Annotated in this window: 20 protein-coding genes and 1 tRNA gene; 16 read left to right on the forward strand and 5 right to left on the reverse strand. The window is 47.3% G+C overall.

The genetic code is table 11. The features are described 5' to 3' along the window. Window positions 1-76: 76 nt before the first annotated feature. A complete protein-coding gene (fusA2, locus tag AC4BAP_RS13230) occupies window positions 77-2,212 on the reverse strand; it encodes an elongation factor G2 (protein WP_490583142.1) in 2,136 nt (711 codons plus the stop codon). A 402-nt stretch (window positions 2,213-2,614) separates the two neighbouring features. Here fusA2 and AC4BAP_RS13235 point away from each other — a divergent pair, with 402 nt between their 5' ends. From AC4BAP_RS13235 to AC4BAP_RS13300, 14 genes are all read left to right on the forward strand, one after another. Beyond that, complete coding sequence (locus AC4BAP_RS13235; RefSeq protein WP_490583143.1) at window positions 2,615-4,021, forward strand: porin; 1,407 nt, start codon at window positions 2,615-2,617, stop codon at window positions 4,019-4,021. Window positions 4,022-4,150: 129 nt separating this feature from the next. Then, window positions 4,151-5,500, forward strand: coding sequence for an MBL fold metallo-hydrolase (locus tag AC4BAP_RS13240; RefSeq protein ID WP_490583144.1), 1,350 nt, complete (start codon window positions 4,151-4,153; stop codon window positions 5,498-5,500). Between the two features lie 113 nt (window positions 5,501-5,613). After that, complete coding sequence (locus AC4BAP_RS13245; protein WP_490583145.1) at window positions 5,614-6,261, forward strand: Crp/Fnr family transcriptional regulator; 648 nt, start codon at window positions 5,614-5,616, stop codon at window positions 6,259-6,261. Window positions 6,262-6,446: 185 nt separating this feature from the next. Then, a complete protein-coding gene (locus AC4BAP_RS13250; protein ID WP_490583146.1) occupies window positions 6,447-7,307 on the forward strand; it encodes a sulfite exporter TauE/SafE family protein in 861 nt (286 codons plus the stop codon). Window positions 7,308-7,418: 111 nt separating this feature from the next. Further along, window positions 7,419-8,831 carry an MBL fold metallo-hydrolase gene (locus AC4BAP_RS13255; protein WP_490583147.1) on the forward strand — a complete coding sequence of 471 codons (1,413 nt, stop codon included), beginning with the start codon at window positions 7,419-7,421 and terminating at the stop codon, window positions 8,829-8,831. Window positions 8,832-9,276: 445 nt separating this feature from the next. Beyond that, complete coding sequence (locus AC4BAP_RS13260; RefSeq protein ID WP_490583148.1) at window positions 9,277-9,603, forward strand: rhodanese-like domain-containing protein; 327 nt, start codon at window positions 9,277-9,279, stop codon at window positions 9,601-9,603. Window positions 9,604-9,655: 52 nt separating this feature from the next. Then, a complete protein-coding gene (locus AC4BAP_RS13265) occupies window positions 9,656-10,213 on the forward strand; it encodes a YeeE/YedE family protein (protein ID WP_490583149.1) in 558 nt (185 codons plus the stop codon). A gap of 86 nt (window positions 10,214-10,299) precedes the next feature. Further along, the gene (locus AC4BAP_RS13270; protein WP_490583150.1) at window positions 10,300-10,713 is read left to right on the forward strand and encodes a YeeE/YedE family protein; all 414 of its coding nucleotides are present in this window, start codon (window positions 10,300-10,302) and stop codon (window positions 10,711-10,713) included. A 78-nt stretch (window positions 10,714-10,791) separates the two neighbouring features. Next, a complete protein-coding gene (locus AC4BAP_RS13275; protein ID WP_490583151.1) occupies window positions 10,792-12,039 on the forward strand; it encodes an MFS transporter in 1,248 nt (415 codons plus the stop codon). Window positions 12,040-12,133: 94 nt separating this feature from the next. Next, window positions 12,134-12,505 (forward strand): hypothetical protein, encoded by a 372-nt coding sequence (locus tag AC4BAP_RS13280; protein WP_490583152.1) that lies wholly within the window; start codon window positions 12,134-12,136, stop codon window positions 12,503-12,505. Window positions 12,506-12,877: 372 nt separating this feature from the next. Beyond that, entirely contained in the window at window positions 12,878-13,756 is an 879-nt protein-coding gene (locus tag AC4BAP_RS13285; RefSeq protein WP_490583153.1) for a DoxX family membrane protein, read from the forward strand. Window positions 13,757-13,789: 33 nt separating this feature from the next. Beyond that, window positions 13,790-14,416, forward strand: a complete 627-nt coding sequence (locus tag AC4BAP_RS13290) for a TlpA disulfide reductase family protein (RefSeq protein WP_490583154.1) — start codon at window positions 13,790-13,792, stop codon at window positions 14,414-14,416. Window positions 14,417-14,488: 72 nt separating this feature from the next. After that, window positions 14,489-14,932: a DsrE family protein gene (locus AC4BAP_RS13295; RefSeq protein ID WP_490583155.1), complete on the forward strand. Its 444-nt coding sequence runs from the start codon at window positions 14,489-14,491 to the stop codon at window positions 14,930-14,932. 24 nt (window positions 14,933-14,956) lie between these two features. After that, a complete protein-coding gene (locus AC4BAP_RS13300) occupies window positions 14,957-15,877 on the forward strand; it encodes a sterol desaturase family protein (RefSeq protein ID WP_490583156.1) in 921 nt (306 codons plus the stop codon). 105 nt (window positions 15,878-15,982) lie between these two features. On the opposite strand, the gene AC4BAP_RS13305 is transcribed toward AC4BAP_RS13300, so the two are convergent. Continuing rightward, window positions 15,983-17,446: an OprD family outer membrane porin gene (locus AC4BAP_RS13305; protein ID WP_490583157.1), complete on the reverse strand. Its 1,464-nt coding sequence runs from the start codon at window positions 17,444-17,446 to the stop codon at window positions 15,983-15,985. Window positions 17,447-17,853: 407 nt separating this feature from the next. On the opposite strand from AC4BAP_RS13305, the gene AC4BAP_RS13310 reads away from it, so the two are divergent. Both AC4BAP_RS13310 and AC4BAP_RS13315 read left to right on the forward strand, forming a co-directional pair. Beyond that, the gene (locus AC4BAP_RS13310; protein WP_490583158.1) at window positions 17,854-18,936 is read left to right on the forward strand and encodes a c-type cytochrome; all 1,083 of its coding nucleotides are present in this window, start codon (window positions 17,854-17,856) and stop codon (window positions 18,934-18,936) included. A gap of 361 nt (window positions 18,937-19,297) precedes the next feature. Then, window positions 19,298-19,918 (forward strand): OmpA family protein, encoded by a 621-nt coding sequence (locus tag AC4BAP_RS13315; RefSeq protein ID WP_490583159.1) that lies wholly within the window; start codon window positions 19,298-19,300, stop codon window positions 19,916-19,918. A 68-nt stretch (window positions 19,919-19,986) separates the two neighbouring features. Here the strand turns inward: AC4BAP_RS13315 and AC4BAP_RS13320 are convergent. From AC4BAP_RS13320 to AC4BAP_RS13330, 3 genes are all read right to left on the reverse strand, one after another. Next, a tRNA-Ser gene (locus AC4BAP_RS13320) sits at window positions 19,987-20,074 on the reverse strand. Between the two features lie 70 nt (window positions 20,075-20,144). Then, window positions 20,145-21,212 carry an asparaginase gene (locus tag AC4BAP_RS13325; protein WP_490583160.1) on the reverse strand — a complete coding sequence of 356 codons (1,068 nt, stop codon included), beginning with the start codon at window positions 21,210-21,212 and terminating at the stop codon, window positions 20,145-20,147. A gap of 2 nt (window positions 21,213-21,214) precedes the next feature. After that, window positions 21,215-21,982 (reverse strand): TatD family hydrolase, encoded by a 768-nt coding sequence (locus AC4BAP_RS13330; protein ID WP_490583161.1) that lies wholly within the window; start codon window positions 21,980-21,982, stop codon window positions 21,215-21,217. Window positions 21,983-22,296: the final 314 nt, after the last annotated feature.

Here is a 22,296-nt window from a genome sequence, read left to right on the forward strand (position 1 = left end):
GCAGTGCCTGCCATGGTGCTTTACTCAAACACCCGGGCAGGCACTGCCAAACTATAGACTCGTGCAGATTTCTGGATTAATGCACCTCTGCCAACTCAGCTTTGCTATACTCTTCGCTCACGCGTTTCTGCATATCTGAAGAAACCGGGGCGTAATCGCCAAAGTGGCTGCGCACAATGGCACGGCCCTGGCTCAGGCTACGCAATGAGGTCTGCAGCTTATCAAGCTCAGCCAGCGGCACACGGGCTTTAATTACCTGGTTATCGCCTTCCATCTCCATGTTCAGGATAATGCCCCGTTTTATCTGCAGCTCCGTCATTACATCCCCCATCAGCTCTGCCGGCACCAACACCTCTACCTCGTACACAGGTTCTAACAACTGTGGCCCGGCCTGCATAAAGGCATCCTTAAACGCCATCATACCGGCAATTTTAAATGAGATGTCGTTGCTGTCTACAGGGTGCATCTTCCCATCGAACACACTTACCCGCACATCGCGCACATAGGAGCCGGTGAGTGGACCCTGCGCCATTTTCTCCATTACGCCTTTCATGATGGAAGGCAGGAAACGGGCATCTATCACGCCACCAACAATGCAGTTGTTAAACACCAGCTTGCCGCCCCATGGCAGGTCTATGGTTTCGGTGTCGCGCACCGGGTGTTCGGTTAATGGCGGCATGCCCTCGTAGTAAGCCTCTACCTTCATCGATACTTCGCCGAACTGCCCTGCACCACCCGACTGCTTTTTGTGCCGATACGTGGCATTGGCAGCGCCTTGGATGGTTTCGCGGTACGGTATCTTAACTTTCTGGAACTCTGCCTGTATTTTATAGATGTTCTCCAGGCGCCACTTGGTTACTGCCAGGTGCAATTCGCCCTGTGTGGAAAGTATAAGCTGCTTCAATTCCTGGTTATACTCTACGCCTACAGTAGGATCTTCCACATGTATCTCATTCAGCACCTCGCTTAGTTTCTCATCGTCCTGTTTGTTGGCTGCAGAAATAGCTACCCGCAGTTTTGGATCCGGGAAGTCGATAGGCCTGATGTTACCAACAGCACCTTTACCGTTTAAAGTATGGTTAGTATAGGTGCTCTTGAGTTTTAAAGTACAGCCAATATCGCCGGCTTTCAGGTTCTCTACTGAATTTCGTTTCTTACCGTCGGCTATGAACAGTTGGCTGATGCGTTCTATCGTCGAGGTTCTTTCGTTCACAAGCTCCATGCCTACTGATACTTCCCCTGACAATACCTTAAAGAACGACAGCCTGCCCAGTCCCGGCTCTACCAGCGTCTTAAAGAAAAACAGCCTGGTTGGTCCGTTCGGGTCGCAGGGTACCTCCTGCCCTTCTTCGGTTTCTTCGGCTGGCATCTCGATGGCAGAAGGCGCCACGTTATCGATAAAGCCCATCATACGGCCCGAGCCCATGTCCTTTTTAGCCGACAGGCAGAATACCGGGAAGACCTCGTGCTTCATCATGCCAATCTTCAGGCCCTGCCGCATTTCGTCCTCATCCAAAGTGCCCTTTTCAAAATACTGCTCCATCAGTCCCTCGTCGTTTTCTGCGGCCTTCTCTACCAGCTCGTTGTGCATGGCATCGGCTCTCTCCTTTTCGCTATCTGGTATCGGCAGTTTCTCTGGCTTGCCACCCTCCTCCGGAAACTTGTACATCACCATTTTCAGCAGATCGATGATGCAGTCGAAACCGGAGCCTGTGTTAAGGGGATACTGCATTACCGTAACCGCTGCGCCAAAGTATGCCTTCGCCTCTTCAATGGTCTGGCTAAAGTTGGCTTTGTCGGAGTCCAGTTGGTTTACGGCAAGTATGGTTGGTTTTTTATACTTATCCACGTAGTTCCAGAGCAGCTCAGTGCCTACCTCCACGCCATTCTGAGCATTTAATAACAGCACCGCCGTATCGCATACCCTGATGGAAGTGATCACCTCGCCTATAAAATCGTCGAGACCCGGCGTGTCGATGATGTTGATCTTATAGTCGCGCCACTCGGTGTGCAACGAAGTGGCGTACACGGAACTCCCCCGTTCATGCTCTACCTCGTGGTAGTCGGATACGGTGTTGTTTTCCTCTACGGTACCGCGCCGGTGCACAATGCCGGCTTCGTACAGCATGGTTTCGGCAAGTGTGGTCTTGCCGCTTTTCGCGGGGCCTATCAGCACCACGTTTTTAATGTGCTTTTCGTCATAGGTTCTCATGTGGGCAGAAATCTGATGGTTAGCTAACTTATAAATTAAAAAACAACAGGAAGGAGCCGGGTAAAAGTATAACTCTAACAGTCAACACATTAAAAAACGACCGGCTAAGTAGTTATGCGAAAAACACATTAAAAAGGTTCTGCAAATACTACTTTAAATACAAATTTATACTTAGGAATTGTTTTGGCCTCCGGCAAAACAATCCGCACACTCTATCAGTATCGTTAGCAATACCTGATACAGGAGGCTTTATGTAACCAAAGTTACTGAACGGCAACCCGTATACCCCCACTTTTGCACCGGACAGAAATTAGGAAGCATGCTGCATGTAGCATATCGGTTTTTGAAGATTTTAAAACCGGAAAAGCCATGGCAGCATGCACAAACACACAAAAAAAACCTATGTATAGTATAAAAACCCTATTGGTGGCTCTGGTAGCACTACTGGTGCAAGGGGTGGCTTACGCTCAGGCAGGGCACAGACAAACAGATGGCCCAAACACAGAGGCAAGTACCGATACCGTTAAGATCAGAAGTATAAAAGAGCTGTTTACCAAAGGCGAGGTAGAAGGCCACATCCGGAACTACTTTATGGCCACCATTAACCACAAAGCGCTTTCAGATAACTATGCCAATGCCATTGGGGCCAGAATCGGTTTCAGGACGGCTCCCCTGCATGGCTTCAGATTTGGGTTTGCGGGGCTATTCACCTACAATGCCTTTTCCTCAGACTTAGCCGAACTGGACCCTATAGCCAAGAGGCTTCCCAGAAATGAACTGGAGCTTTTCGACATACAGAACCCCTCCAACAGGTCGGACCTTGACAGGTTGGATGAACTGTATTTAGAGTACAGATCGGAGAAATTATTTGCCCAGGCAGGCCGTATCAGCTTTACCTCACCACTTATAAACCCACAGGATACCCGCATGAAGCCCTATGCGGCACAAGGCGTGCAGCTACAGATCCCGATTCAGGATCAGCACAACCTGACACTGGCCTGGCTCGATCATTTCTCCCCACGCAGCACCGTGGAGTGGGTAAAAGCGGAAGAGAGTATTGGCATTTACCCAACCGGGGTTAATCCCGATGGCTCGCCTTCCGAGTATGAGCATCATACCAATACAAAAGGCGTGGGTATAGCAGGCCTGAAATCTACGTTCGGGGATAAGCTGCAAACCGAGGTATGGGATTACCTGATCGAGAACGTATCAAACAACCTCTATGGAAAAGCAAACCTCGCCCTTAACGAGAAGGTTAGTGTTGGCTTAGAAGGCTTGTACCAAAACAAGGTGGGGACAGGCGGCAATGAAGAAGAAGATAAAAGATACTTTGCCCAGGAAAACCAATGGCTGATTGGCAGCCAGTTAGTCTACATGCCAGGCTCAGACATAAAGCTTTCGCTTAACTACCTGCACCTAGGCGACGGTGGCCGGTTCCTGTTCCCGAGGGAATGGGGCCGTGAGCAGTTCTTCGTTACGCAACCCCGGGGCCGGTTTGAAGGAAGCGGAAAAGCAGATGTGCTTAACCTGCGTGTACTGAAAAAGTGGTCTGATAACCTAAGCGTGGAAGCAGGCATCACAAAATCATGGTTGCCGTCACTGGAAAACGCTGCGTTCAATAAATATAGGCAGCCCTCCTACCTTGGGTTTGTGCTGGATACGCAGTATACTCCTAAGAAGCCGGTACTGGATGGGTTAGGCTTCCGATTGCTCTACGTGGGCAGAACCTCGCAAAATGTACCTTTACCGGACATGTACTACAGAACCAATTTCCATCAGGTAAACTTTGTGACGCAGATAACATTCTAGGAAAAATTCCGGCAACAGGCCTTGTGTGACCTACGTCACAGACTTGCCTCTAACAATAAACTATCTTTGTAGTATAAAATGCATAACAATTTGAATAATAGAGATAAAGTAGAATAAAAATTTTAAACTATGAAAATTAAACAGTTCGAAGACAAAGGTTTAGCCCATTACTCATACGCCATACTTAGCGAATGCGCCAACGAAGTGGTGCTGATTGACCCGGCCCGTGACCCGCAGCCATACTACGACTATGCCGATGAGCATAACGCTAAAATAGTAGGTGTGATCGAGACGCACCCGCACGCCGACTTTGTGAGCTCGCACCTGGAGATACACCAGAAGAGCGGGGCCACTATTTATACCCACAGCATGGTGGGTGCCGACTACCCGCACCAAGCCTTTGATGAGGTAGCAGAACTGCAGATCGGTAAAATAAAGCTGAAGTCGCTGCATACGCCGGGCCACTCGCCGGACAGCATTAGTGTTGTGCTGGAACATGAGGGCAAAGACAAAGCCGTGTTTACCGGTGATACCCTGTTTATTGGCGATGTAGGCCGGCCTGACCTACGCGAGAGTGCCGGTAATGTAACTGCCAAGCGCGAAGAGCTGGCACGCCAGATGTACCACAGCACCCGCGAAAAACTCATGAAACTGGACGACAGCGTAACGGTTTACCCCGCACACGGCTCTGGTTCGCTTTGCGGCAAAGCCCTTAGCGATGCCAACAGCAGCACCATTGGCATGGAGAAAACCGGCAACTACGCTTTGCAATCTATGAGCGAGGATGAGTTTGTGAAGATACTGACCGCAGACCAGCCATTTATACCCAAGTACTTTGGTTACGATGTAAGCCTGAACAAAAAAGGCGCACCAGACTATAAGCCAAGTATAAGCGGGGTTAAAAAACTGGAGAAGAACTATAAGCCGGCAGATGATGCCGTGATAGTAGATGCCCGCAACGAGAAAGTGTTTAAAAAAGGCCACTACAAAGGAGCCATCAACATACAGAATGGCGGCAAGTTCGAGACATGGCTTGGAAGTATAGTTAGCCCAGACGAGCAGTATTACCTGATTGCGGAAGACGACAAGCAATTGGACGAACTGATTGCCAAAGCAGCCAAGATCGGGTATGAGTTGTTGATCAAAGGCGCGTTTGTGCTAGAGCAGGCAACAGAGGCCCAGATGCCGGAGATCGACCTGGGCGAGTTCCGTGAGTACCCGGACAAGTATACCATCGTGGACATCCGCAACGAGTCGGAGGTAAAGGAAGGAAAGTTCTTCGATAAGGCTATTAATATTCCGTTGCCAGAGCTGCGTGAGCGTGCCGATGAAATTCCTTCTAACAAGCCAGTGGTAGTACACTGTGCCGGTGGCTACCGTTCTGCGGCCGGCAGCAGCATTGTGGAGGCTAAAAAGCCTAACGTAAAAGTGCTCGACCTGAGCGATGCAGTAAATGAGTTCAAGAACGGGCAGAAGTAATAACACCTAAGGTTCGGAAACCAGCACTGGCAACTGATTGCCGTGCTGGTTTCTTCATTAATTCCGTATATTTCAACACACGACACATACTTGGTTATTTTATACTTTAAACTATGGACGTACTGGACAAAGACGCTATCCTGAAGCAGTTTCCGCACCTTGAGCAACCCTTACTCGAAGAACTTCTGAAAAACAGCACTTTACGGGAGCTGGAGGAAGGCGAAGAGATCATGCGGACCGGCCAGTACATCAAATCCACGATACTGCTGCTTAGCGGGCTTTTAAAAGTATACCGCGAAGACGACGAAGGCAATGAGTTTCTGATGTATTACCTGGAGCCGGGTAATGCCTGCGCCCTTTCTATGATGTGCACGGCCCGCACCGAAAAGAGCCAGATCATGGCCAAGGCTGTAACTAAAGCCGAAGTGCTGTTGGTGCCTTCTCACCTAACCGAGTTGTGGCTGGGTAAGTATAAAAGCTGGCACAACTTTGTGATAGCCTCTTACCGCCAACGCTTCGAAGAACTGCTGCAAACCCTCGACAGCATCGCCTTTAAAGGGCTTGATGAGCGGCTGCTTTTTTACCTGAAACGGCATGTAAAAGTAAGCGGAAACGAGGTGCGGCTTTCGCACCAGCAAATAGCCGAAGAACTCAACAGCTCACGTGAAGTTATCTCACGGTTACTCAAAAAACTGGAGCAGACCGGTGCCCTTACCCTACACCGTAATTACATTGAAGTACACGACCTGGACCTGGTTTAATTATACTTTTAAGAGGCGCTTGAAAATGCGTCTCTTTCCTTTTTACCCTATACCATAAGTATAAACCTAAAATCTGATCACATTTTTACCCTACGCTTTGCTTGCGTCTACAGTGACTATAGTCACTGTAGACGCAAGCTATACACTGTACCTTTGTAGTAGAAATTAACAAAAAACATAAAACAATGGAAATACTCGGATACATAGCAGCCATGCTTATCGGCCTTTCACTGGGTTTGATAGGTGGCGGTGGTTCTATACTTACAGTACCGGTGCTGGTATACCTTATCGGTTTAAACCCTGTGATATCAACGGCTTACTCACTATTTATTGTAGGCCTTACCAGTTTGGTAGGCAGCTATAAGTTCTACAAAAAAGGCCTGGTCAGCTTAAAGACAGCAGTCGTATTTGGTATCCCGTCCATTATTGCGGTTTACATCACGCGCCGTTACATCGTGCCGGCCATTCCGGATAACATTTTTATGGTAGGTGATTTCCTGGTAACCAAAGGTGTATTACTGATGCTGTTGTTTGCCGGCCTGATGGTGTTCGCTTCTATCTCTATGATCAAGAAGAAGAAAACGCCAACCGAACCCGCTGAACCTGTGGATGAGAACATTGACACAGAGCTTGACGTGGAGCACACAGACCCTGCTGAGAAACACCCTAAACCAAAGTTTAACTATGGTGGCATCTTGGCCGAAGGTCTGATTGTAGGTACGCTTACTGGTCTGGTAGGTGCCGGAGGTGGCTTCCTGATCATCCCTGCGCTGGTGCTGTTCAGTAAGCTGGACATGAAAATGGCCGTGGGCACATCCCTGCTCATCATCGCTGCCAAGTCGCTGTTCGGTTTCATTGGTGATATCTACAACTACGAGATCAACTGGATGTTCCTGGGCATATTCTCAACCATTTCTATTGCAGGTATCTTCATTGGCTCGTTCCTGTCAACCAAGATACATGCGGATAAACTGAAGACCGCTTTTGGCTGGTTCGTGCTTGTGATGGGTGTTTATATCATCGGTAAAGAATTATTTTTCGCCTAAGTCTCATGGGTGATAATAGTCACAGACTTTGGCCCTGGTTATTCAGAAATTTGTAGTGTGATCCTGCAGAGGGATCAAGTTAAAAGAGGTTTAAAATTAAGATCAGCTACCATGAAAGTAGAACAGATTTACACAGGTTGCCTTGCACAAGGCGCCTATTATATCGAAAGCAACGGCGAGGCCGCCATCATTGACCCGCTTCGTGAGGTGAAGCCATACATTGAGAAAGCCCGGAAAGACGGCGCCAAAATAAAATATGTGCTGGAGACGCACTTCCACGCAGACTTCGTTTCTGGCCACGTGGATCTGGCAAAGGCTACCGGTGCAACCATCGTGTTTGGCCCGAATGCAAACCCTCAGTTTGAGGCATACATTGCAAAAGACGGCGAAGAACTGACCATAGGAAATGTAACCATCAAAGTGCTGCACACGCCGGGCCATACCATGGAGTCTACCACGTATCTGCTACTGGACGAGAACGGTAAAGAGCATAGTATTTTCTCTGGAGATACACTCTTCATCGGAGACGTGGGCCGTCCGGATCTGGCCGTAAAATCAGACCTGACCGAGGAGCAGTTGGCAGCGCACTTATATGACTCGTTGCGCAACAAGATCATGACGCTGCCGGATGATGTGACCGTTTACCCGGCACACGGAGCCGGCTCGGCTTGTGGCAAGAACATGAGCAAGGAAACATCAGACACGCTTGGCAACCAGAAAAAAAACAACTACGCCCTGCGTGCCGACATGAGCAAAGAAGAGTTTGTGAAAGAGGTTACTGAAGGCTTAATGCCTCCTCCGGGTTACTTCCCGCTGAACGTGAAGATGAACAAGGAAGGCTACGCTAACATAGACGATGTAATGAACCAGGGCTTGCAAGCCTTAACACCTGCGGCTTTTGAGGCAGCTGCAAACGAAACTGGTGCCCTTGTGCTGGATACGCGTAAGCCAGAGGAGTTTGCCAAAGGCTTTGTTCCTAACTCCATCAACATCGGTATCGACGGAAACTTTGCTCCTTGGGTAGGTGCCCTTATCCCGGATATCAAGCAGACGATCCTATTCGTGGCCGACGAAGGCCGTGAAGAAGAAGTGGTTACAAGACTTGCCCGTGTGGGCTACGACCATGCCATTGGCTACCTGAAAGGCGGTTTCAAGAGCTGGAAGGCCGCAGGCAAAGAAGTGGATACCATTACTTCTATCTCTGCCGATGACTTTGCAAAAAGGTTTGAACAGAATAACACCATCAAAGTGGTGGATGTGCGTAAGCCGGGCGAGTTCCAGGCAGAGCACGTAGAAACTGCCCAGCTGGCTCCTCTGGACTACCTGAACGAGCATCTTGCCGAATTGCCAAAGTCTGAGGACATGTACCTGCACTGTGCCGGAGGTTACCGCTCCATGATCGCAGCATCTATACTTAAGGCAAGAGGCTTTGATAATGTAGTGAACGTGGAGGGTGGCTTTAAGGCAATCGCAGAAACAAACGTGCCTAAAACAGCCTTTGTGTGCCCAAGCACGCTTAAATAATTACTGCAACAATGTAATTCATCCCCCTCACCCCCTTCAAAGGGGGACTCTACACAGGTGTAAAATTAGAAATTGTTTCTAATCAAGATGCCTGGAAAGTCCCCCTTTGAAGGGGGTAGGGGGATGAACTCTTAAAGTAGAAATGTCGCAAGTTTAGCGTTAGCGCAACTTGTGACTTGCCATGATGCCAGTTTGTAACTGGCGGAAGTATAGTTCCGGAAAAAGCCAGTTATAAACTGGCACTATACTCAACCACCTTTACCGCTTCGCTCAAACTGGCGGTATGAACAAAGGATGAATTCTTTAACAAGATACTATAGCAGCAACAACTACAAAAAATTAGAACAATTTGCCTAACGTGACCAAAGTCACTGAACAGGGGTATAGACGGTAGTATCTTTGTATAGTAAATTGAAGAAAAGGATAACACAAGAAATATAAAGCCATGTTTAATATATTCAATTCAGGATCAAAAAAGTATGAAGACTTGGATGGTAAAACCTTCAGGTCGAAGTATGAGGGCTCACAAAACGCTGAACTGCTGGATGTAAGAACCGCAGGCGAGTTTGGTTCGGGCACTATACCAGGGTCAAAGAACCTGGATATTCTTTCAGGTCAGTTTCAGGCAGAAATGGACAATCTCGACAAAGACAAGGAGTACTTCGTGTTTTGCCGAAGCGGAAACAGAAGTGGCTCTGCCTGCCAGATGCTTTCAGACAAAGGAATAAAGTGCTATAACCTGGCCGGAGGCGTGGGTGCCTGGCCTGCTTAACAGCAAAGTATAAATCAACAATCAAATAATAGTATTACCCAGAATATAAAATATGATCGAGTACATTAGTCAACCCTGGCCGTGGTATACTTCAGGAGCAATTATCGCCCTGATCATGGTGTTGCTGCTTTATTTTGGAAAATCGTTTGGGTTTTCGTCTAACCTGCGCATTGTGTGCGCTGCCTGTGGTGCAGGTAAATACTCAGAGTTCTTTAACTTTAACTGGAGGGCACAAACCTGGAACCTGTTGTTTCTGGCAGGCGCTATCCTGGGAGGATTCATTTCTTCCGAGTTTCTTACAAACGGAGATGCCGTACAGATCTCTCAGGCTACTATCCAGGATCTAAGCGCCCTGGGTATATCGGCACCGGATGACTTACAGCCAGATGAGATCTTTAGCTTAGAGGCGCTGTTTAGCCTGAAAGGCTTCCTGATCATGCTGGTAGGTGGATTCATGATCGGCTTTGGGTCGCGTTACGCAGGTGGCTGTACTTCGGGCCATGCCATCAGCGGCCTGTCTAACCTGCAGTTGCCGTCCCTTCTCGCAGTGATCGGCTTCTTTATCGGAGGACTTCTGATGACACATCTGCTGTTGCCACTGATTTTTTAACAGGAGACATTAGCTTATTGAATTATGGGCATTTCAAATTTTGAGACAACATAATTCATAATTTCTAATTCATAATTCGAGAAAAAGTGAAAGGATTAAAATTTATACTTGCCGGCATTTTGTTCGGTATCGTCATGAGTAAGTCGGAGGCTATTTCGTGGTACCGCATACAGGAGATGTTCAGGTTCCAGGCCTTCCACATGTATGGCATCATCGGTACAGCCGTTGTATTGGGCGTAATAGCGGTATACCTTATCAAGAAATTCAACATCAAGGATTACCAGGGCAACCCGATCACCTTCACACCGAAAGAAATGTCGGTGCCACGCTACCTGATCGGGGGTACGATATTCGGGTTAGGTTGGGCGCTTACAGGTGCCTGCCCAGGGCCAATGTTTGTAAATCTGGGGTATGGATATTGGGCCATACTGGTAGCCATAGGCGGTGCAATCTTCGGTACGTTTATGTATGGCCTATTGAAAGACAGGCTGCCTCACTAAGAAAATAAAACCTAACTTAGAGCCGATGGTCCCTTAAAAGCCATCGGCTTAGTTTTTAAAGCGCTTATTCACCGAAAGATGTCGAACCACACAGAAACCCAGCTAGGCTTAAGAGAGAACGCAAAACAGTTTTGGTTACTGGTAGTCATTAATGCCTTTGTGGGGGCCATGGTGGGCTTAGAGCGTTCTGTAGTGCCCGAGTTTGCCGAATCAGTTTTTAATATCAGCGGACACACTGCCTTGCTGTCCTTTATCGTGGCATTTGGCTTGGCCAAGTCGTTTGCCAACCTGATGATGGGTACACTTTCCACTAAGTATACCCGCAGACAGCTTTTAATTCTGGGTTGGTTCTTTGCGCTACCTGTGCCGTGGTTGTTGCTATATGCTAATAGCTGGTGGCTGGTGGTAGTGGCCAACCTGCTGCTGGGTCTAAACCAGGGCCTGGCATGGTCCGCCACTGTCGTCATGAAAATAGATCTGGTAGGCGAAAAAAACCGTGGCCTGGCCATGGGCATCAACGAGTTTGCGGGTTATTTAGCCGTTGGTCTGATGTCGTTTGCGGCCGGTTACATTGCATCCACTACGGGGGTTGTTACCTATGCCTTCGCGCCCGGTATTGCTTTTTCTGTTATAGGTTTGCTGCTCAGTATCTTCCTTATCAGGGATACCCATGCACATGCCAGGGCAGAGGCTGCCAAAACAACCATTCCGCTGTTACAAAACACCTGGCACGAAACCACCTGGCGCCACAATAACTTAGGCTCTGTAACCATCAATGGCTTTGTGAATAACCTGAACGACGGCATTTTATGGGGTTTGCTGCCCGTGTTGCTAATGTCTAAGGGTTACTCGCTGGCCGAGACAGGTTTTCTGGCAGGTGTGTACCCGGTGGTTTGGGGCTTGGGGCAATTGGTAACAGGCAAGCTAGGAGATGTGCTTTGCAAAAAGCAGTTGCTTACCATAGGTATGCTGGCACAAGGTTTGGCTATAGGGCTTTTGTTTTTTGCAGATTCTTACCTGTTGCTTTTGATCTCACTTATAGTGTTGGGAGCTGGCACGGCACTGGTATACCCTAATTTTTTGTCTGTAGTGGCAGAGAACACGCATCCTACGCAAAGACCACAGAGCCTGGGTATCTTCAGGTTCTGGCGTGATTTTGGGTATGTGGCCGGGGCCCTGGCCGCCGGTATCTTCAGCGACCTGTTCGGACTTCCGGTGGTGCTGATAGGCACGGCCTTGCTTACCATTTCAGCCGGCATCATGACCGAGATACGCATGTGCTGTACAAAAAAGACCTTGTGGCATAGCCCGGAGTGTGTGGGTTAGCCCTGTAAGTATAAATTGGCTATCTTTAGCTAAGAAACAATAATGGCGTAATAGCTGTTCAGTAAGGCAGCGCACTACAAACACAGACTAATAAATGAGTAAATACCTGTTCTTCTTACTAAGTATAACGTTTATACTTTTCGCGTTGCCGAAGAACAGGATTGCTGTGTCTGGACTTAGCCAGGTTGCAAAAATTGAGGCAGGCAGCTCTTGCAGCAAGCAGAAGTTTGCCTTAAAAAGAACTTGTAAAAAGAAGTGTTTGAAACACCAAACGCACTCGGAGCAGTCCGGTAAAGAGTCTTTCCAAACAAATTGCAATTTGCAGGTTTTGGGTGTGTTAGCAGGCCAGTCGGCTCAAAGTATACTTTGCCCTGCCATAGACATAACAAGCCCGATCGGGTATCTTCCTAAAAGATACTCCCCTCCTACACTGGAGTTAGAGCCATCCCCTCCCCGGTTTTCTTAAACCTATCTATTTGTACAGCTATTTAGCAGGCACCGGTAAAGTATAACTGTACCCTGTACATAGCCAATAGCTGTGCTATATAACTATTTGCGTGATATGTATTGGGTTTTGTAAAGCTCAACTGTGGTTGATATTCATGAAGTATTGTGCTCTTCTGGATTTGCAATCCGGCTCAAATACGCAGTTGCAAAAGCAGATTTAAAATCCTGATAGCAAAGTGGTTTCAGGTTGCAAATCCGAAGCAGCGACTAGACAAATTCTTAAGAATGTGTCAATTGCTGACCAGCAAAATCCAAACTATCCCGCAAAATGAACTTAAGCAGGCTTATAACTGCGCCTGTGATTTTAGGATTTAAGAAAACTGAAGAAATAATGGAATTCACATCATTGCAGAAAAAATCGTTTTTGGCGCTGCGCATCATGAGCAGCCTGATATTTATAATGGCAGGTTTTAACCACCTGTTTAAAACAGCCGGCGCCGCTGCCCGCCTGGAAAGTGCCGAAATGGGAGGCTTAGCCACCTGGATTGCCCCAGCCGAGACCTTAATTATCTTATCGGGGATAGGCTTACTGGTTGGCGGGTTTATGCTGTTACTTGGTTATAAAACCAGGATAGCGGCAGTATTTCTGATAAGTATACTTATACCCATAACGCTCACAATACAAATTGGCAACCCTGAGGGTGCCGGACCACTTTTCAAGAATATTGCTATACTTGGTGCACTTTCTTTTTTTGCGGCTAATGGGGCCGTTTACTATGGCCTGGATCAGAAGCTGAGGAAGAACTTCGCTGCTCCTTTAAAAGCACGCAATGCTATGGCAGTAACTACTTTCGGGCTAATGTTTTTGCTTGGTGCTTGCACCACAACCAACTCTGTAGCACAAACTACTACTCAGAAAAGTCCTGCTGCGGCAAAGCAGAAGTATGCTGTTCTCATCAGTCAGCCAGACCACCTGAAAGCTGCCGTAAACACAGCCGAAACCATTACAAAAGCGAGCAAATACAACAGCGAGGCTTTTGAAATCGTGGCCTGTGGTAAGTCGGTGCAGGCCTTTGTGAAAGGTAGCGATATGAGCCAGGTGTTTGAGGCTGGAAAAAAAGCTGGCGTAACCTACCGCGTTTGTGGTATGTCGCTTAAAAAGTTCGATATTGACCCTAAGTCTCTGATGGACGGTGTGGAGGTAGTGCCCAATGGGCTTACTCACATGTTCGACCTGAAGCTGCAGGGTTTTACTACAGTTGAACTTTAATTCATAGATTAATTTAACATTAATAGAAATCAGATGAATAAGAAGAAATTTTCGATCAAAGATATACCCGGTTGGGCAGTAATGCTGGCCGTTTTCGGAGTTTTATACTTAACTGGCCTCCACACAGAAGCCATTGGCCAGGTGCAGCGCCTGCTGTTGGCTACAGGTGTAAAAAATGCGGATATTCCGGAAACGACTCCGGAAACTAATACTGTAAACACAGAAGTAGTTGGTGCCGGCACAATGGTTGGTGCAGGCTTTAAAATGAGGACCTTAGATGGTAAGACAGTAAGCTTTGAAAGCCTGAAAGGCAAAGTGATATTCATGAACATTTGGGCTACCTGGTGCCCGCCTTGCGTGGCTGAAATGCCAAACATCCAGAAATTGTATGATAAAGTAGGTTCTGAAAAGATCGCTTTTGTGATGCTGTCTGTGGATGAGGCCGGTGTTGAAAAAGTGAAGAAATTCATTAACAAAAAAGGCTATACTTTCCCGGTATACATGCCTGCCAACTCGTTCCCGCAGGAGTTTTACAGCAATGCGATCCCTACCACCTTCATCATATCACCGGAAGGTAAAATAGTGGCCAAGCAGGAAGGCATGGCTGACTACAACACGAAGGAGGTTATCAATTTCTTACAGGAACTCTCTAAACAGTAAGTAATACTTAAGCCCAGCCTGTTAATTTAGGGCTGGGCTTAAACTAACACTAATCCAAAAACTTTAATCCTTATGAAACTAAGATTCCTGTTAATTGCATTTCTGGCTATGTACGTAACTGAGGTCGCTTTTGCACAGAACACGAAAGCTGTTAAAAGCAAAACGGAAAAAGTAACCCAACACCGCATTGTTTACGATATCGTCTCAGCGGACTCGGCGCAGCAGGGCAAAATAATGAAGCACCTGGAAAAAATGTTGAACCACTGGCCCGATGCGAAAATAGAGATGGTGGTGCACGGCAAAGGTCTGGACATGCTGGTGCAGGATAGGTCTGTAGTAACTGAGGATTTAAAGGCTTTGCAAGCGAAAGGCGTGGTTTTTGCAGCCTGCGAGAATGCCATGCGTGGCCATAACATCCGCAAAGAGCAACTGTTACCAGGAGTCATCACCGTACCGATGGGTATTGTGGAGATCATTGAAAAACAAGAAGCAGGATGGAGCTACATTAAGCTTTAAAGATCATACTAACTGAATTTATGAATGGGAAAATACTGGGATACATTTCTTAGGTCTTTTTCTGACTACGGCAATTACCTTTGGCATGAGGTTCTGAATCCCGGCTGGGGCAATTACTTTTACTGGCTGATCGGGCTTTCCTTGTTCTTTTGGCTTCTGGAGATAGTGGCGCCCTGGAGAACAGATCAGGCAAAGATCAGAAAGGACTTCTGGCTGGATGGCTTTTACATGTTCTTCAACTTTTTCCTGTTCTCGCTGGTGGGGTTCAATGCCATCTCAAATGTTGGTGTAGAGGCCTTCAATGATTTTCTGGGGTTGTTTGGCGTGGAGAACCTGGTAGCTTTTGAGGTGCAGTCGTGGCCGGGCTGGGCACAGTTGCTCACGCTATTTGTGGTTCGTGACTTTATACAGTGGAACGTACACCGCCTGCTGCACCGCTCAGAGTTTTTGTGGCAGTTCCATAAGGTGCACCACTCGGTCAGGCAAATGGGCTTTGCGGCTCACCTGCGCTTCCATTGGGGTGAAACCGTGGTTTACCGTACCCTGGAGTATATCCCGCTGGCCATGATCGGCTTTGGAATTCAGGACTTCTTTTTGGTGCACATTTTTGCTACGGCAGTGGGCCATTTCAACCACTCCAACCTCAAAGTAAATTTGGGCCCGTTGCGCTATCTATTTAATAACCCGCAGATGCACATCTGGCATCACGCCAAGGAGATGCCTCGTCGGTTTGGGGCAAACTTTGGCATTACCCTAAGCCTCTGGGATTTCCTGTTTGGCACTGCCTACCAACCAAAAGATGGCCGCGACATTGAGCTTGGTTTCGACGAGGTGGAGCATTACCCGGACTCGTTTCTGGAGCAGCAGTTAATACCCTTCCGGGAAACTATGGAGGTTAAAAACAAGCCGAAATCTGTTCCTACTCAAGAGAAGGAAATAGCATAAACAAAAAGAGAAGCCTGGAGATGGCTTCTCTTCTTTTTTAGACTCAAAGCTAACTTGCAATTTATTTCACCCTATCCAAAGCTGTTGGCAAGGCCATTCAAATCATCAAAACTGATAGTTCATCACAAAGGTCACATGCGACATGTTTACCTTATTCTCAATGAAGCGGGCATCTCCAAACGTCTCGCCTCTGGCACCTTTGTACACGTATAGCGTTTGCAGCACAAGCCCCTCCAGGTGCCCTTTAAAAGTATAATTAGCCAACAGGTTAAGCTGGCTGTAGGATGGCATGGCATACTTGTTTTGGCGTGCATTTCTTACGCTTGGCGTATCAATAAGTCCGTAGCCTACACTTCCTTTCCACTGCGGGTGTGGCTTAAGCTCTGTCTTCAGCACAATTCCCCTGCTGTCTGCTCCGCCCTCGAAGCGCTCTCTGGGCAGGAAAGTATAAAACGGCTCTATCCCCCACTCTCTCGGAAACAAGAACCTGTCTTTGTCGGCTATTCGGGTATAGTTCAGGCTGGTTTCTACTTTTTTGGTTTTAAAGCCCAGCCTGCCGCTGTAAAACCAGGTTTCAGCATCTTTGGGCATATAGGCTTTTAAGGTATCTGCGTTTCCGCCATCGCCTGTTGCCCCCAGGTAGCCAGCCTGAAAACCCAGAAGCACGCTGTGGCTTTTGTCCTGGTTAACAGGCATCGAAACATTTGTTTGGGAAAAGGCAAGGTTAAAGAGGTTGTCTACGTAATAATGCCACAGGGCCGACTGCAGATTTTTGGTTGGCTTGTAGGTGGCGTTGGCAAGTATAATTCCTTTGCTTTCGATGTTCCCGACGTACTGTGAAGGCTTGCCGTACATATTTCGTGCAGCAGGGATAGAGGCTATACTTTCCTCTACACTAAACCAGTCTGCGGTTGAGCGTGGCCCCATACCCCAAAGAAAACCTCCTTTAAAACTGAGCTTTTTACTCTGGTCTTGCTCAAACCAAAGGCCGTTAACCAAAGTTGGGCGCATACGGCCATCCTGTGGGTTAATAAATGGGGTAATAATCTTCTGTCTACCAAGCGTTGCTACCCATGTCTCAGAAGTATAGCGCAGGTATAACGTTTCCATACGCCCCAGGTCATACTTGTCGTCAGGGTCCAGCAAGTCGAAGTTTCCTATCTCGTAACGACTTTTAAAACCTGTTTCAGGGTCTGTACCTAAGTTACTTGAGAAAGCATTAAAGATAAAGAAGCCACTTGCAGCCACATTAAAACCTTTAAACTTAGGAGACTCATAGCCCAGGCCTGCCCCAAGTGCCAATGAGTGGTAATCTGGCAGGTCTCCGGTGTTATCGGTGTACATAAACATGTTACGCACTTGCCCACTAAACTTGCCTTTCTTTAAAAACTGATTCAGGGTTTGCTTTTGAGGAGCAGCAGCCTTTTGCTTGGCTGCCTCATTTAAAGGCTGTACCGGCTGGCTTTTTTGCAGGGTATCCTGGGTAGGGTTTGCGATGGTGGTATCGGTAACACCAACTCCTAAGTTTACCTGTGCATTACCAAACGCATACCCATTAATAGTATACAAGAGAAGTAAGGAGCTTATAGCTTTTGCACACGGGCCACATACAGCTTTTTTAAGCGTTTTAAGCATAAGAGGTTTGTAAAAATTTACATAAGCGCCACACATTTAGCCTCAAAAGTTTAAGTTAATTCATCTCGAAACCCTTAATGCCGTGCTCCTTTTTGGGGCAAGCGTATGGCGGAGTATAAGTTTCAAAAATTCAGCTAGTGCAAATGTGACAAAAGTCACTGTTGGAGATTTATACTTTTAGTAAATCATCAATACCAAGATATACATAAGCAAGATCCAACTGGCAGTCAGTGGGAGTCAACATAAACTATAGCCCTAGTGTGATATAAGTCACTCAGTGCTTGAAGCGCTTATCATAACTTGTACTGATTATGTTACAGCAATAAACAAACTATTAGTAGATGGAAAAGAAAAGAGACCATGAGTTCGGAGGCATCCTTGTAAAGATTTCCAGAATTGTCAGTCTGATCACTTTTATGGTTGTTCTCCTATTGGGCCTGGTTATCCTCCTGCTCGTAAACCCAAGGGCAGTTAAGCTGCCGGCCCTTACCAAGGCAACCACCACATCCGAGGCAGCAGGAGCAGTGGCAAATGCAACGGACTCTGAACCGGCTGCAGAGGATATGTGGCAGGCCCCAGACCTGAGTACCTTGCCCAACACACCCGAAGGTGACCAGATAAAGTATGGCCGTGAGTTAATTGCGCATACCGCTCAGTACCTTGGCCCAAAAGGAAGCGTGCTGCAGATCTCTAACGGGATGAATTGCCAGAACTGCCACCTCGATGCCGGTACAAAACCCTTTGGAAATAATTATTCACGTGTAGCCTCTACCTACCCTAAGTTCAGGGCCAGGTCTGGTACCGAAGAGGATGTGGTAAAGCGCGTAAACGACTGTTTTGAGCGCAGCCTCAACGGGCAGCCTCTTAAAGCCGACTCAAAAGAGATGCAAGCCATAGTTTCCTACATTAAGTGGGTAGGTAAGGATGTACAGAAAAGTGAAACACCCAAAGGGGCAGGCTTGATAGACATTGAGCTTCTGGACCGGGCAGCAAGTCCGGAAAAGGGCAAGCTTGTATACGTGCAAAAGTGCCAGGTATGCCATGGTGCGGATGGAGAAGGCCAGTTGATCGCCGATGGAAAGGAGTACCAGTACCCACCGCTTTGGGGCAAGCATAGCTACAACAACGGGGCAGGACTTTACCGCTTGTCTAACTTTGCCAAATACGTAAAAGCCAATATGCCCCTTGGAGCTACGTATTACCGTCCGCAATTAACAGACGAGGAGTCCTGGGATCTGGCAGCATTTGTAAACTCTATGCCGCGGCCTGTTAAAACCTCAGGAAACGTAAAAGGCAAAGACTGGCCCGATATCTCTAAAAAGCCATTCGATCATCCGTTTGGTCCATATGCCGATTCATTTTCAGAGGAAAGGCATAAGTATGGACCCTATCAGGAAATAATAGCGGCACAAAAGCAAAAATGATGAAAGCCCTAAAAGTATAACAGCGGCAATACCCACCGATCCCCTTGTGTGACAAATGTAACATGAGGGGATTGTTTTTTAAAGTGCTTGTATTGTGTGCATAAAGTAAAATCAGGAGCTCGTTACGCCTTTATCTGACGTAAGAATTGAACTCTTCTATTATCAGCCAAAACGCTTTCTCATCGGCCTGTTGCAGTTGTTATGTTTTGGCAAGCGGTAACAAACTATAGGTATAGTGCAACAATCAAGTACCAGGTATGCATCATGTCAGTTATGGGTTTATTGAATAGGTTTATGCCTGTCATATAACTATGGCTTTTAGGGTTCGTAAAGAATTAATGTACCAAACTATATAAAAGCTATGAAGATAATTTTCACATCTACCATACTAGTTGCCGCCGGATTGCTGGTTGGTTGTAACGAAGTAAAAGAAGATAAAATAGACAGCGCTGCCGAGCTTGCTGAGCTCGCCTCTGAGGATACCGCAGTCATGTATAGCGAGGATTACCTGGCCGGAGGTGTGCTGGAAGCAGATGAGGAGGAATTTAGAGAGGTCAACTTTAACGCGCCTATGGTGGAAGAACCAGCTCTAAAGGCTCAACGCATTGAAGTGCGCGGCACAGATGATTATCGCATTTATACACTCGGCGAAGACATCATGTTTGACCTGGACAAAGCCAAAATACGGCCAAGCGGCGAGCAAAAGTTAAAAGAGGTTGTTAACCTTATCAAAAAACAAAACGAGGAAGGAATGATCAGGGTTTACGGGTTCACAGACTCACTTGCCAGCGAGTCTTATAACAAACAACTTGCCCTGGAGCGTGCTCGCTCTGTAGAAGACTGGTTGCGCAAAAACAGCGGGATAGACACTTCTCGCATAAAGGTAGTGCCAGTAGGCGAACACCTGTTTGAGGCTACGAACAAGACAGCCAAAGGCAGACAGCAAAACCGCCGTGTAGAGATTGTGTTTGTTGAGAAATAATATTTTACACTCAAGTGTAAAATAAAAGAGGCCTTAGCGATTTGCTAAGGCCTCTTTTATTTTACCAGCAGAGAGTGAGGGATTCGAACCCTCGATACCCTTTTGGGGTATACACACTTTCCAGGCGTGCTCCTTCGACCACTCGGACAACTCTCTGTTTGTATTGCAAATATAGGCGAATATGCTGCACATCTGCAAATGCACTGCAGTTTATACTTTATTTTAACTACAAAGTTATCTCACCGCGCAGGTTCTCACAGAGTTGCATTTTTGTTTCTTCATAGCTCAGGTTCTGGCCCAGCACAAACATCAGCTTGGTAATGGCAGCCTCTGTGGTAATATCTGCCCCGCCTATCACACCCATTGTCAGCAGGTGTGTGCTGGTTTCGTATTGGCCCTGAATCACGCGGCCTTCATCGCATTGCGACACATTAAGTATGTGAACACCTTTATCCAAAGCTCTTTGCACCAACTCCAGAAACCATGGGGCAGAAGGTGCGTTTCCGGAGCCAAAGGTTTCCAGCACTACTCCTTTAAGCCCTTCCGCCAGCAAAACAGCCTCTACTGTATGCGGGGTTATACCCGGGAATAGCTTGAGTATGGCAACTTTATCGCTGAGCTGTTTATGGACCCGAAGCCCCCGCGCAGGGTGCGGAAGTATGTTTTCGGAACTATACTCTATGTCGATACCGGTTTCGGCCAGGGGTGGATAATTATCCGATTTAAAGGCATCGAAGTGGCTGCTCTCTACCTTTTTGGCGCGATTGCCCCGCAAAAGCAAGTCCCTGAAGTAAATGCAGACCTCCGGCACCAGGCTTTTGCCATGCTGTTTTGTACCTGCTATCTGCAGCGCTGTGATCAGGTTCTCGCGGGCATCGGTCCGGATGCGGCCGATCGGAACCTGGGCACCTGTAAAGATCACCGTCTTCTGCAGATTCTCTAGTAGATAGCTTAGAGCCGAGGCACTATAGGCCATGGTATCGGTGCCGTGCAACACTACAAAACCGTCATACTTTTCGTAGTTCTCCTCAATCAACCGCGCCAGCATCAACCAGTCTTCTATGGTAACGTTGGAGGAGTCGATGGCAGGTTCGATGCTCATAACGGTGAGCATATAATTAAACTGGCTCAGTTCCGGCACGTGGTCCAGGATCTGGGAGAAGTTGAAGGGCACCAGGTGATGCTCCGTTTTATCATACACCATCCCAACAGTACCGCCTGTATAGATGATCAGGATGGAGGCCTCCGGATGCGAAGGGGTGGCCGTATCAATGTGTACCTGTACAACCTCCATACTTATAGCTTAAACAGGTTAAGGGCGTTAGCAGTGGATTTCTCGGCAACTTCCTCTACGTCTTTGTTCATGAGTTCGGCTACTCGCTTTGCCACCAGCGGCAGGTAAACAGGTTCGTTGCGCTTACCACGATGCGGCACTGGCGCCAGGTATGGGCAGTCAGTTTCCAGTACCAGGTTTTCCAGCGCTACATGCGGCAACACCTTATCAAGGCCGCCGTTTTTGAAAGTAGCCACGCCGCCGATACCCATCAAGAATCCTAGCTCCGTTACTTTCTTTGCCTCTTCCTCAGTGCCAGAGAAGCAATGGAAAATACCTTTTAGGGTACCGTCCTGGGCAGCAGAAATGATCTCGTATGTTTCGTTAAAGGAGTCGCGGGTGTGCAGCACGATGGGCAGTTTATACTTTTTGGCCAGCTCAACCTGCACTTTTAGCGCCTCCTGCTGCTGTGGCAGAAAAGTTTTGTCCCAGTAAAGGTCTATGCCGCACTCACCTATCGCAGCAAATTCCCGCTTGCTCAGCCAGTCTTCTACTAAGTATAGCTCACGTTCAAAGTTCTTATCTACAGAGGTTGGGTGCAGGCCCATCATCGGGATGCATACTTCCGGAAACTGAGACTCTGCCTCCAGCATGGCGTCTATGGATGTATGATCAATGTTGGGCATGTATATTTTTCCAACGCCCTCCTCCCCTGCCCTTCTCACGGCTTCGAAACGGTCGTCGTTAAATTTTTCGGAATAGATATGTGCGTGCGAATCAACTAAATTCATGTAATCTCTATGTTTATCCTTGATCTTAAATCAAGGCGGTACTACAAGTTTTGCACCCGCAAGTTAAGTTTATTTGGGGATTGTTTAATAAAGACTCAAGACGTAGGACGCAAGACACAAGAATTAGGAATTATGAATTAGGAATTGCTCTGGTAGATTAACCATTGCTAAAGAAATGCTCCGTGTATGGCCATACTTCCATGAACCAAAATTTATACTTTTACTGATGTCGAAGTTAAAAGTGTTATAGCCAACAAGACGCAAAATATTGCGTCTCTACATTTCCTAATAACGAATAACCACTAACCAATAAC

The organism is Pontibacter sp. GD7 (assembly GCF_058216375.1).